The organism is Dysgonomonadaceae bacterium zrk40, assembly GCA_016916535.1.
Taxonomy (GTDB): domain Bacteria; phylum Bacteroidota; class Bacteroidia; order Bacteroidales; family Dysgonomonadaceae; genus Proteiniphilum.
Map to the genome: position 1 here is coordinate 813,685 of CP070276.1, position 13,032 is coordinate 826,716.

Consider the following 13,032-nt stretch of genomic DNA (forward strand, 5'->3'; position numbering starts at 1 on the left):
GATTCTTTTTAAAAATTAATGTTCAATCCAAATACAAACGTACGGCTGTGTGGGTATGAGCCATCATCTACACCGACACGCAAACCACTGAATGAACTCACATCCGGGTCGTAGGCTGTATAGTGTGTCCAGGTAATGAGGTTCTCTCCCGTAACGTAGAGCTGCAACCCTTCGAGGAAGATTTTATCAGCCATTCTTTTTGGAAGATTGTAGGCCAGGGTTACATTCTTCAATCGCATGTAAGAGCCATCCTCAATCCAACGATCAGAGACACGAAGGTACTCATTTCTCAAAGGGTCGTTTCGAATGGGACGCGGAAAATCAGTGATGTCTCCCTGTTTTCTCCACCGGTGCAATGCATCGGTTGATACGTTGTTGTATGCGAAGACCCAGTTGCGCATCATATTCAGGTTGCTGTATATGTCATTTCCGTACGAGAATTGCAGGAAAAAATTCAGGGTGAAGTTCTTGTAGGCAAAATCATTGTTCAAGCCGCCGGTAAACAGGGGTTGTGCATTCCCGATGATCTGTTTATCCTGGTCGTCGATGATTTTGTCGCCATTCAGGTCATCCCATATGGGATCTCCCCCACGGAATACCTTTCCGTTGGCAGAACCATATTTCACCTGTTGTGTATTGTCCTCATCACGGGCATAGACGCCTAAGAACTTCCAGCCGTAGAATGTGCCAATTGGTTCATCCACCTTCAGGATATGGTATGTACCGTTTTGAATGAAACCATTGGTTAAGATATTCTCCGGGAGGCTGATAATTTTGTTTCTGTTCATCCCGATGTTGAAACTTGTGGACCACCTGAACTTACCGGTTAAGTTCTGTGTGGTTAGCGCAAACTCAAGTCCCCTGTTGCGAATTTCACCAATGTTCTGGCTGATGGAACCAAACCCGGTAGTCTCGGGGATGGGCACATTGAACAAGAGATCGGTGGTATTCTTCTGGTAGGCATCAGCTGTCAGGTAGATGCGTCCGTTGAAAAGTGAAAGGTCAATCCCTGCGTTGTACTGAGTAGTTGTTTCCCAGGAGAGGTTTTTATTGGGCATCGCCGTGGGTGTTGCACCGGAGTAATCGAGGTACTTGGCATTCAAACTGAACTCACCCTGTGACACATAATTGCCGATTGATTCATTCCCGGTCTGTCCCACGCTAAACCTCAGCTTTCCATCCTCGAGGTTCTTCATGTTTTTGAAGAGTGATTCATCGGAGAAGCGCCATGCAAACGATGCAGAGGGGAAAGTACCCCACTTCTTCTCCTTACCAAAGCGGGAGGAGCCGTCAGCTCTCATGGTAGCCTGTAAGAGGTATCTGCCAAGATAATCATAGCCTACACGTCCGAACACCGACATTAGGCTGTGCTCATAGGTTCCATTGACACTCTGGCCCGAAATAGTACCGGCACCATTCAGTGTGCGGATATTGTCGCTGGCAAAGAACTGGCCGTCTAAACCGGTAGTTTCAGTCTTCCATTCCTGCTGGCTAAACCCACCCAGGATTGAAAAGTTATGACGATCCTGAAAGGTACGGTTGTATGTCAAATAGTTTTCGTTGGCCCAGGTAAGATTCTGGGTGGCACGTACTGCACCGGAGTTCCATCCTGCTCTGTAATCAACTGTGGTGGGGTAGAATTCATCCTCTTTCATGGTGATGAAGTCAAGACTCACGTTCGTTTTGAATCGTAAATCCTTGAGAATCTCCCACTCAACATATTGATTTCCGATGATTCTGTTGGTTGTGTTCAAGTGGGTTGCCTCGTTGGCCAACCCCACCGGATTTCTTTTGCCATTGAAATAATTGATGGGTGAGCCATCAGGATAAGTGAGCGAATAGACAGGAGGTCTGACCAGAATGGATTGCACCAAGCTATGGTTTCCGGTACCCCCGGCATTGATTCTGTTGTTCTTACCGTGCGTAAAGGAGACACTGTATCCGGCATTCACTTTCTCCGTAATCTTAAAGTCGGTATTGAGCCTTGATGTGATTCTTTTGTAGTTAGAGTTGAGTAAGATACCATCCTGATCAAGGAAAGAACTGCTTAAAGAATATCTGGCAGCCTGATTCCCTCCGATAACCGATATGCTGGCCTGTTTCTGGAAAGCCGTACGGTACATCACCTCCTGCCAGTCCACATCACCGCTGTTCATGGGGTTAAGTGAGTCAATGGCAGTCCAGTGTGGTTCTGAGGGGTTCACCGCATTGTTGTATGCATCCAGGTTCTTGTAGGTATCAATGATGATGTCTCGCCACTGTGTGGCATTGAGCACACTCAGTTTCCTGGTGATGGTGCTGACACCGGTGTAGAGATTGACGTTGATCTGCGCCTTGCCTTCTTTCCCTCTTTTGGTGGTAATCAACACAACACCGTTCGCAGCTCTTGATCCGTAGATGGCCGTTGAAGAGCCATCCTTGAGGATCTCGATCGATTCGATGTCCTGAGGATTGATGTCGGCCAACGGGTTAAGACCATGTGAGTCGTATCCATTCAACTGAGACAGCGAGTTGGATTCTACCGGCACCCCATCAATCACATAGAGAGGTTCATTCCCGGAGTTCAAGGTAGATTGACCGCGTACCGTTACGGAAATCCCATCACCCGGGGCTCCGGAGTTGGAAACAACCTGTACGCCCGATGCACGCCCCTGGAGGGCAGACATCACATTCTTCACGGGGGTATTTTGCAGGCTTTCATTGCTGATGGTTGAGATGGAACCGGAAATATCTCTTTTTTTCATGCTTCCGTATCCAATCACCACCAGTTCATCGAGCTCACTCACCTCTTCAGTCAGCGTGACAATTAAATTGTTCAAAGGACCATTCACGACATGCTCATAGGGTGTGTAGCCCAGGAACGAGAATTCTAGTCGTGCGCCACTCGACAGGACAGAGATCATAAAATGCCCATCGATATCGGTCACCACACCATTGGTGGTTCCAATTTCTTTTACCGTAGCTCCCGGTATTGGTTCACCCAACTGGTCTGTAACCGTTCCGGAAACCTCAATTTTTTGTTGGTTTATTCCATTGACCTCAGGGGTTACTACCGGTTCATCGGCATAGAGTGAAGTCAGTGCGTGGGTCAACAGCAGCCCTAACAGGAGCAAACCTTTTTTCATTGGTGTCATCTTTAATTTCATAGGTTTCTTTTTTTATTCATTTCAGGTCATAGAAGTTAGATTGGTTTCTTGTTCGATTCTTAAATCATCACAAAGATACCTGCGCATAATTCGTAAAAATTACATAAAAACGTAATTAACCTCTCAAAAAGCGCAATCTTATCACAGATCAATCAACGACGCACTCTCCTTCTCCAGATAAAGGAATGCATTGTTTTTTGTTCTCAAGATGGTGGCCGGGCATGTTTCAGAGATGGGATACTTCAAAGTATTACGGATTGCCTCCGCTTTCAATTTGGTGGGCACAATACAAAACAGATAATCAGCTTTCAGGAGAGAGGGAATCGTAAGTGTAAAGGCTTTTTGAGGCACCTCCTCGAGATGCTTGAAACACTTGTCATTGACCTGCTGCTGACGGCTGGCATGATCCAGATTCACGATTTTCACCGGATAGGGATCATTGAAATCAGCCACCGGAGGATCATTGAAAGCAATGTGGCCGTTTTCGCCGATTCCAAGGCAGACAATGTCTACCTTATACTGATTTAGTTTATTGCCATAGCGATTGCATTCACCTTCAGGATCTGAGGTTGTTCCATCAATGTAATGCACACTTTTAAATGGAACTTTACCGAAGATGCGTTCTTTCAGGAAATTGCCGAACGCCTGAGGGGCATCTTTATCCAAACCAATGTACTCATCCATGTGGAATGCATTGATTCTATCCCAGGAAATGGAGGGGTCCATAACCAGATGTCTCAAAAAATCATCCTGAGAAGGAGCAGCCGCAAAGATCATGTTGACTTCATCCTTCTCCTTCAAAAGCTGTTTGATACAAGATGAGACATCGTTCGCTGCAGCCCTGCCCATTGTCTTTCTATCTTGAAAAACATTCACTTGTAATTGTTCTCTCATGAATGTTGAGAGCGGTGTGTTAGTTTTTGTAAATGACATTTCCTTCTACGATTGTGTGTGAAACATTAATATTCTCATCAAACAGTACCAGATCGGCATCCTTCCCTTTGGAGATTGATCCCTTGTGCTGATCCAGGCGCATGATGCGGGCCGGGGTGAGTGTCATCATGCGCACTGCTTCCACCAGCGGCACCCCGGCGACCTGCATCATGGTCCTTACCAGACGGTCAGTGGTAGCGACACTCCCGGCGAAAGCAGTCCGGTCGGGCAACTTGGCAACCCCATCTTCGATGATCACCCGCTGTCCTTTCTCCAGGCTTCCCAGGATAGACTCCCCGTCGGGCATGCCGGCGCCCCGCATGGAGTCGGTGCAGAGCGCTGTCCTGTCGGGCCCCTTGAACTTGTATACAAACTGCAACAACGATTTGGGAAGATGCACCCCATCGGCAATGATCTCCACATCCATCCCATCGATCAGGTAGGCTGCCTCCACCACGCCGGCATAGCGGAAAGCATTTCTGCGGGTAATGGTGGACATGCCGGAGTAGAGGTGGGTTGCAAGGGTAAAGCCGGCGTCGTATGCATCGAGCACCTCTTCGTAGATGGCATCGGAGTGCGCCACGGCGGTGAGGATATTGTGCTCCCTGAGCACTTTGGCGAATTGGAGCGCTCCCGGCAACTCGGGTGCCAGGCTCCAGCGTACGATATCGTCTGAAGCAGCCATGATGGCGTTGTATTCCTCAGGTTCCGGATTCCTCAGGTACTTGGGATCCTGTGCTCCCCGCTGGTTATAGGCAAAATAGGGGCCTTCGAGATGAAGCCCGAGAAACCTGGCTCCCTTGTTGTTCCGCTTCACCGCCTCCTTGTAGATCTTAAATGTCTTAAAGAGCTCTTCGGTCGTACTGGTTAGCGTTGTCGGCAGCAATGCCGTCGTACCGAACTGGGCATGCGTCTCGGCAGCACCCAGGTAGGCCTCTACCGTGCCATCCATGAAATCATGCCCACCCCCACCATGGGTGTGGATATCGATAAAACCGGATGAGAGATATTTGTTGGTTGCATCGATCACCACATCGGTATCGGCAGGGATAAATGCCCCCTTGTCCGTGATATCGGCAATGATGCCATTTTCGATCACAACAGTCAGGTTATCTACTATCTTGTCCGGGAAAATCACTTTCCCGTTTTGGATGATCAATCGATTTTTCATAAATAAAATTATTTGTGTGCCGGAGGCAATTCACAGGTAGTGAGCCATTGACACCATGAATGGACAATATTAAATGGTTGCGCTCTTCCAGGATTTGATTCGGTAACCCCAGGTGGCATACCATACGATGTAGGCGAAACAGGGAATCAGCACACCGTACGCATGTTTCATCGCCTCAAATGAGGAGAGAGATGCATTCATTTCTACGAATGCGTTGTAGGCAATCGGCATGATCGCGCTACCGCACAACGCCATCACCAGGAAGGCGGAACCAAGGTTGGTATGCTTGCCCAACCCGTTGATTGCCAACGGCCATATGCCGGCATAGAGCAATGCATTGGGCAGCCCCATCATCACGAGATACCAGAGCGAGATGTCGGTGGTCATACCGAATAGGTGAACGGTGCCGGCGGTGGTGATAATCAACACAGAGAGGATCAGGTTAATCAGAGAACTGACCAGAAGGGCATTCCGCTGTTTGATATATTTCGGGATCAATGCGATACCCAGGAAGTAGCCGAAGAAGGTCAACAGCATCGTGTAGGAGGGTATGTTTTGTGCCGGACCGGCAAGGCTTTCTCCCATTGTGCCGGCATACTGGATGCTGGTTCCCAGCGCGATCATCTGAGTACCGATGTGAAAGAACATCGCCAGCACACCCAGGATTAGCGCCGGGTACTGCAGGATATGCTTTTGTGAACTCTCATCCGCTGCAGAGCGTTTGTTTACAACAGAGGGATCCAGCTCAGGCAGCGGAGAGTATCGCACAATGATTCCGAAGAGAAACAGTGCGATGGCCAAGATCAGATAAGGGGTCATCACACCCTTTATCAACGTATCCAGAGTTGCCTCAAGTGATTCACCGGTGTAGACACCGGCTTCAATCTCCTTCATCAACACCCTGTCGGACTCCCTGATGACCACCGCGGCAAAGATCAGGTTGGCAATCACGCCTGCCAGCTTGTTACCGGTACCCACCATGCTCATTCTCTTGGCGGCACTATCGATGGGACCCACGATTGTCACGTAAGGGTTGGCAGCCGATTGCAGAATGGCCAGCCCCACACCCAGCAGGAAGAGCCCAAGCAGAAACAGCTGATAGGTTCTCCAGTAGGCGGCGGGAACAAAAAGTAACGCCCCCAGGGCCATGCACCAGAGTCCATACATCATCCCACGCTTGTATCCAATCTTGTTCAGTAGCATTGAAGAGGGTATCGCCATAATGAGATAAGCGATATAGAAAGCGAAGGTCACCAGATAAGACTGGAAGTTTGATAACTGAAGGGTCAATTGGAAGTAAGGAATCAGGATGGTGTTGACCCATGAAACCAATCCAAATATAAAGAAAAGGAGAGCCAGGATGATCATCGACTTGATCGTGGTACTTTTGTCCTGGACATGAGGAATCGGGTTAGGAGTGTTCATGTGAGCATTATTAAATCATTACAAAGCTATTTCTCTTGGCAATCGATTCTACAAAAATAGCCCACGGAGGATTGAATAATGCTTCAAAAACGTAATCCTGTTTTCAAAAAACGTTCAATTATAAAGAAAGCCATCCCTTATGGTGTTTCAACTCTTTTTCTTGCGGTATTCAGCAGGGGTTGCTCCTTTTATTTTTTTGAAAATTCGGGAGATGTTCTTGCAGTCGTTGAATCCGGACTCTAAAGCCAGATCGAACAGGGTTCGATTGGTAGTTAACAACAAATGGGCAAAATATTCAATTCTGCAGTTAAGTATAAACTGATAGATGGAGGTACCCATCTCCTCTTTGAATTTCACCTCCAGGTTTCGTCTTGAAAAGGGCACCATTTCAGAAAACGCTTCAATTTTAATCTCGGAGGTGAAATGGTCTTCAATGTAATTGACCACTTTTGATATATACTCGTTCGAAATATTGTATTTTTCGGTTGATCTTCTCAGTTCAAATCTTTTGGGTTCAATCACAACGTTAAATGGTTCAAGGCGCTCTCTGTTCATTAATCGATCGATCAATCTACCCACTTCATACCCTCCTTTCTCCACATCGAGCACGATGGAGGAGATGGGGGGATCTGAGAGATTGCAGATCAGTTCGTCGTTGTCAACGCCCAACAGCGATATCTCTTGAGGAATACGGATGTCATTGATCTTACAATTCTCTGAAACCTGGAGCGCAAAACTGTCGTCGCAGGCAAAAAGACCTATCGGTTTGGGGAGCGAAAGCAGCCATTCGTCGAGTCTCAGTAGCGCACTACTCCACTGATCACCATTCAGATTTTCACTCTCAAAATAGTAATAGTTGCCTCCTACCCTTTTCACTTCACGCATGAAACCTTCAGCCCTTTCGCGTGACCAAACGACATCCTTGTTTCCATAGAAGGCAAAATTTCTGAATCGTCTCTTGATAAAAAACCTGGCAGCCATCGTACCGGTACCAATATAATCACCTGTCAGGTTGGAGAAGTAAGGGCTTCGTTCCTTGTAATTTTGCAATACTATAGGTATTCCTAAACTCTCCAGCAAATTGGTTCCTTCATGGTCCCATCTTGCTACAACGGCATCTGCCTTCCAATCTTTCGCCCATTGAATGATCCCCTCTTTTCCGTAGAGTGTTTTATAATAATCTGGCAAACGATAGAATATCCAAGGTCCATGCTCCTTTGAATACTGAATCAACCCCTTGAGTATGCGACGGCTAAACTCACTTGAATAATCAACCAAAAGCAGGATCCTTTTCATGGTGAACACTCAATTAACGTTCTTTATATGGGAATTATCCTCAAATATACAACTAATACCTTATAATATAACTATTCACAAAACAATTGAGTGCAATTCAAGTTAAATTTTTCTTTTCTATGCATGATCTAATGAAATGAGTCAAATAAAATACAAACCGTTGCTGCTTAAATTGTATTTATTAACTGTTATTACAAAAAGATCAATTTATTTTATATTTTTGTGCATATAATGTTGCAATAAAAGTGAGCCTGAAACAGATATTCAATTCATACTGAACCCATCGTTATAACCATTTAAATTTTACGACAATGAAAAACTGTTTGTTTTTAGTTGCAATGACCTTTTTCATGCTGAATGTTCATGCGCAATCATTGAAACTTTCCCGCGACGTTTTTTTACCGGGTGAAGCAATTGAAATTGCGTTTACCGCTCCTACGACCTACGCATCGAATGCCTGGGTTGGAATTATTCCGTCCTCCGTTCCCCACGGGAGTGAAGTCGAAAACGATAAACATGACATTTCCTATGTTTATCTGAGCAAACGAAGTTCGGGAGTGTTGAAATTTACAGCTCCCAAGCAGACTGGCAGATTCGATTTCAGGATGCATGATACAGACAGTAACGGAAAAGAGGTGGCATTAGTGAGTTTCGAGGTGCGCAACCAAATTCCAACCACGGTCACTGTCGTGAAAGAATCGAATGTGGAAAACCCGGTTCTCTGGCTTGATGCGCTTCAGTTTACCCCCGGTCAGGAGATTAAACTGCATTATAAAACCCCCTCGTGGGTAAGGACGAATGCATGGATAGGGATTATTCCGGCTAACATTCCTCACGGAAGTGAAGCTGAAAATGACAGACATGATCTGAAATATCAGTATGTAAAGTCATCCGCTGACGGAGTACTGACTTTCAATGCGCCCTCAAATCCGGGCAACTACAGTTTCAGGATGCACGATTCGGATGCCAATGGAAAGGAAATTTCAAATATCGGATTTACAGTGAAATAACGGGGAAGGTTGCAAGTGGTTTATTTTGAAAAAAATCACCAAACAGGGCAGTCCCAGATTCCGCATCAGGATTGAAAGAGACTGTCGCCTTGCTGTTTTGCGCTTTGGACTGATGCGGGGTCTGCAGCATCAATCCCGTATTGCCGGGTGTCGGGAACGAGCAAGCTGATGCCGGCGGGAACACGATTGGGATCAGGAATGATGTGCTTGTTCTCAAGGTAGATGTAGACCCAGAATTCACGGTTGCCGAAGAGCCTCTCGGCCAGGATGCGCAGCGTTTCGCCCTTGCCCAGACGCACGGTCTCTATCTTTTTTTCAGGGGCAGGAGCTGGCGGCAAAGCTTCCTCCGGGGCTAGCGTATCGGAGGAAAGAATCTCTTGTTCCCGGATGCTGTTTGTTGCAGGTGCGACGACAGCAGGCGACTCCACTATGTTGGCAGCACTCAGCGACTCATCATTCTGTCGTGTCGCGATTGAAAAAAAAAAGCCCGGCAACAACAATTGCCACACCCCCGATGATCGGAACCCAGACAGAGGTACTCTTTCGTCCTCTCTTTGTCCTTCTGCTCCTTTCCACAACTCTTTGCCTGATTGCGTCGTCGGGCAGATCCCGGAGTGATTCGGACAATGGATTGGAAGCGCTCACCTGCGGGGGCTCCGGCTCAACCGGCTCGGCCGTTACGAGAGGCTGTTCCGGTGCTGGAGGATTTGGTGCCTCCTCCGGTTCAGGAAGCGCTTCAGGGAGTGATTCCTGCTCTGCCGTGTGCGGCGTTGGGGTGGCTGACGCCCGCACGATCACGTTGTCACTGCTTTCCGCGATGTTTTCTTCTCCCATATTCACAACGGGCAGTGCATCGAAGGTGATCCCCTCGTTGAGCAGCGTGGGTTCAAAATGGGCGAAATAACTGTTGACGCCCCTGCGCAACAGTTCTGACGGGATGAAAGTGATCAGGAACCGCTCTTCATCATGACTTGTCTCACTGAGCGGCTTGCATTGGAAGGTGCCCAGATGCGGTATTTCAATGCTCTCATCACGAAGAATCGACTCCCTGACCGGCGTGAGCCATTCGCTCTGCAGTCGACCGGCATCTTCGTCGCTAATCTCCGGACGCTTCTTTTTCAGCAGCGAAACGAGGGGAGCCACATCAATCCGATCGTTGTTCAGGGACAACCTGAAATCAAGCTCTACGGCAGGTGGCATCAGGGTTCGCTCACCTGTTTCAGGATTGAGCGAGATATACTCACGTTCTTTATGTGAGATCAGCTGACCCACTCCCGGCAGTGTGAGGGTGCCCGGCTCTGAGAGGTATTCACCCATCACCTCAGCTGTTGCCTGCATCAGCTCATTCACCTTTGTTTCGGTCCAGTCCAAACGATTGGCAAGGATTGATGTTGTCTCGTCGTGTGTCATCTGATTTGATTTGAGGATTCGTTAATTAAGGGATGTGAGGATGTGGGACGTGAGGGTTATTCAATTACATTTCCGAAGAGGTCGAAGGGCAAAGCCGAATCGATCTTCACCTGGTAGAAATCACCGATTGCAAGCTCTTTATCCTTTCCAATCAGTACCTCCCCGTCCACTTCGGGTGAGTCATACTCGGTGCGGCCCACAAAGTAGTCGGGATCTTCGCGGTCGATGATCACCTTCATTGTTTTGCCTACCTTGGCTTCATTCACCGTGAGGGCGATTCCCTCCTGCAGCTCCATGAGCCGTTCCATCCGTTCCTGTTTCACCTCGGCCGGCACATCGTCACTGTAATGCTTGTCGTTGTAGGTATCCTCCTCATGCGAATAGGGGAACGCTCCCAGCCGCTCGAAGCGTGTCTCCTGCACGAAGTCGAGCAGATCGAGGTAATCCTCCTCGGTCTCACCCGGGTGACCCACCATCATGGTGGTGCGCAGGTGGATGCCGGGCACCTCTTCGCGGAAGCGCCTGATCAGGTCGACAGTCTCCTGGCGGGTGATGTTGCGCCGCATGAGCTGCAGCATCTTGTCGCTGCTGTGCTGGAGGGCAATATCAAGGTAACTGCATACATTCTCCCGTTCCCGCATCACGCGTAGCAGATCTGTGGGGAAGTGGGCCGGGTAGGCGTAGTGGAGACGTATCCACTCCGCACCGGGGATGTCGGCCACCCGCTCGATCAGCTCCGGCAGCTTCATGGCGCGGTAACGGTCGAGACCATAGTAGGTAAGGTCCTGCGCGATGAACTGGAACTCCTTCACCCCCTCTTTCACCAGGTGACGGATCTCCTCCTCGATCTCCTCGATGGAACGCGACTTGTACTTTCCGGTGATCAGGGGGATGGAGCAGTAGGAGCAGGTGCGGTCGCACCCCTCCGAGATCTTCACGTAGGCGTAGTGCGGCGGTGTGGAGAGAGAGCGGTCATATTCCAGCTCCTTGTAGTAGGACTTGCCCAGGTCGCTGATCACCCCATTCCATTCGAACTTCCCATAGAAGCGGTCCACCTCCGGTATTTCTGCCGCGAGCTCCTCGCGGTAGCGCTCCGAAAGGCATCCCATCACGTAGAGCTTCTTCAGCTTGTTGCGTTGTTTGGCTTCTGCAAAGGAGAGGATCATGTTGACCGACTCCTCCTTGGCATCACCGATAAAGCCGCAGGTGTTGATGATGGCGATGTCACCATCGGCGTTCTCGGGATCGTGTGTGACGGTGTAGCCGTTGGCCACCAGCTGACGCATCAGCCGTTCCGAGTCGACCAGGTTCTTGGAGCAACCCAGCGTGACCACATCTATCTTGTTCTTGATCATAAATCTTGATTATTCCCCGAAGAGGGAAGCGACAAACTCTTTCCTGCGGAACACCTGCAGGTCTTCAATCCCCTCACCCAGGCCGATGTACTTCACCGGGATGCGGAACTGGTCGGAGATTCCAATCACCACGCCCCCCTTGGCGGTGCCATCGAGCTTGGTGATGGCCAGTGCGGTCACCTCGGTGGCGGCAGTGAAGTGTTTGGCCTGTTCGAAGGCGTTCTGGCCGGTGGAGCCATCGAGCACCAGCAACACCTCGTCCGGTGCATCGGGGATGATCTTGCTCATCACCTGCTTGATCTTGGTCAGCTCGTTCATCAGGCTCACCTTGTTGTGCAGACGCCCCGCGGTATCGATGATCACAACGTCGGCGTTGTGTGCCTTGGCGGAGCTGACCGCATCGAACGCCACGGAGGCGGGATCGGCGCCCATCTTCTGCTTCACCACGGGCACACCTACCCTTTGTCCCCAGATATCGAGCTGCTCCACGGCGGCGGCACGGAAGGTGTCGGCCGCACCAAGGTAGACCGAGAGTCCCTTCTGTTTGAACTGCCAGGCCAGCTTGCCGATGGTGGTGGTCTTCCCCACACCATTCACACCCACCACCATGATCACATAGGGTTTCTTTTCTTGGGGCACGCTGAACTCGGAGAGATCATCGCTGTTGTTCTCGGTGAGCAGCAGCGCAATCTCCTCACGCAGGATGGTGGTAAGCTCGTCGGTGGTCACATACTTGTCGCGGGCTACCCGCTCCTCGATGCGTTCGATGATCTTGAGGGTGGTCTCCACCCCCACGTCGGAGGTGACCAGCACCTCTTCCAGCTGGTCCAGCACATCATCGTCGACCTTCGATTTGCCGGCAACGGCACGGGTGATCTTCGAGAAGAAGCTCTCCTTGGTCTTCTCCAGACCTTTGTCGAGTGTCTCCTTCTTACCCTTGGTGAATCTGTCAAAAAGCCCCATATTGCTGTGGTTGTTTGTTCTAAATCTTACTTCTGAATCTCCTCATTCCGCACCCATGAAAGGATGCGAATCAATTGCAAATCTACGAAATAGTCAATAAAAAACTTCCCTGCGTGGTGGCACAGGGAAGCTTTTACATATTTTTAACGGATTTACTTCGTGAAGTAATCCTTTACCTGGTCGTTCAGGATCATCTCTTCCCTGAAGCTGTAAGCACCGGTCTTGGGCGATTTCACCATCTTGATTACCTTGGTGTGACTGCGTCCGGTGGTTGTATTCTTATCACGGAATCCCGCAACTGCTTTCTTTGCCATAGTTTATCC

11 protein-coding genes are annotated in these 13,032 nt (G+C 49.2%); 1 reads left to right on the forward strand and 10 read right to left on the reverse strand.

What is annotated here, in order from left to right; all coding sequences use genetic code 11:
* Nucleotides 1-8: 8 nt before the first annotated feature.
* The 5 genes from JS578_03580 to JS578_03600 form a co-directional block, all read right to left on the reverse strand.
* Nucleotides 9-3,125 (reverse strand): TonB-dependent receptor, encoded by a 3,117-nt coding sequence (locus JS578_03580; protein QRX64345.1) that lies wholly within the window; start codon nucleotides 3,123-3,125, stop codon nucleotides 9-11.
* Between the two features lie 162 nt (nucleotides 3,126-3,287).
* Nucleotides 3,288-4,079, reverse strand: a complete 792-nt coding sequence (locus JS578_03585; protein ID QRX64346.1) for a glucosamine-6-phosphate deaminase — start codon at nucleotides 4,077-4,079, stop codon at nucleotides 3,288-3,290.
* Entirely contained in the window at nucleotides 4,060-5,250 is a 1,191-nt protein-coding gene (gene nagA, locus JS578_03590; protein QRX64347.1) for an N-acetylglucosamine-6-phosphate deacetylase, read from the reverse strand. Before nagA ends, JS578_03585 begins: the two co-directional genes overlap by 20 nt.
* Nucleotides 5,251-5,319: 69 nt before the next feature.
* Nucleotides 5,320-6,675, reverse strand: a complete 1,356-nt coding sequence (locus JS578_03595; GenBank protein ID QRX64348.1) for an MFS transporter — start codon at nucleotides 6,673-6,675, stop codon at nucleotides 5,320-5,322.
* A gap of 147 nt (nucleotides 6,676-6,822) precedes the next feature.
* Nucleotides 6,823-7,971: a DNA-binding transcriptional regulator gene (locus JS578_03600; protein QRX64349.1), complete on the reverse strand. Its 1,149-nt coding sequence runs from the start codon at nucleotides 7,969-7,971 to the stop codon at nucleotides 6,823-6,825.
* A gap of 311 nt (nucleotides 7,972-8,282) precedes the next feature.
* Here JS578_03600 and JS578_03605 point away from each other — a divergent pair, with 311 nt between their 5' ends.
* On the forward strand, nucleotides 8,283-8,981 hold the full coding sequence (locus JS578_03605; protein QRX64350.1) for a hypothetical protein: 699 nt from the start codon (nucleotides 8,283-8,285) through the stop codon (nucleotides 8,979-8,981).
* A 65-nt stretch (nucleotides 8,982-9,046) separates the two neighbouring features.
* Here JS578_03605 and JS578_03610 read toward each other — a convergent pair whose 3' ends face one another.
* The 5 genes from JS578_03610 to JS578_03630 all read right to left on the reverse strand — a co-directional run bounded on the left by JS578_03610 (nucleotide 9,047) and on the right by JS578_03630 (nucleotide 13,023).
* Entirely contained in the window at nucleotides 9,047-9,409 is a 363-nt protein-coding gene (locus tag JS578_03610; protein QRX64351.1) for a hypothetical protein, read from the reverse strand.
* Between the two features lie 25 nt (nucleotides 9,410-9,434).
* Nucleotides 9,435-10,391, reverse strand: coding sequence for an HU family DNA-binding protein (locus tag JS578_03615; GenBank protein ID QRX64352.1), 957 nt, complete (start codon nucleotides 10,389-10,391; stop codon nucleotides 9,435-9,437).
* Nucleotides 10,392-10,447: 56 nt separating this feature from the next.
* Nucleotides 10,448-11,746, reverse strand: a complete 1,299-nt coding sequence (gene rimO / locus JS578_03620) for a 30S ribosomal protein S12 methylthiotransferase RimO (GenBank protein QRX64353.1) — start codon at nucleotides 11,744-11,746, stop codon at nucleotides 10,448-10,450.
* Nucleotides 11,747-11,755: 9 nt separating this feature from the next.
* Nucleotides 11,756-12,709 (reverse strand): signal recognition particle-docking protein FtsY, encoded by a 954-nt coding sequence (gene ftsY / locus JS578_03625; GenBank protein ID QRX64354.1) that lies wholly within the window; start codon nucleotides 12,707-12,709, stop codon nucleotides 11,756-11,758.
* Between the two features lie 152 nt (nucleotides 12,710-12,861).
* Nucleotides 12,862-13,023: a DUF4295 domain-containing protein gene (locus JS578_03630; protein QRX64355.1), complete on the reverse strand. Its 162-nt coding sequence runs from the start codon at nucleotides 13,021-13,023 to the stop codon at nucleotides 12,862-12,864.
* Nucleotides 13,024-13,032 lie beyond the last annotated feature (9 nt).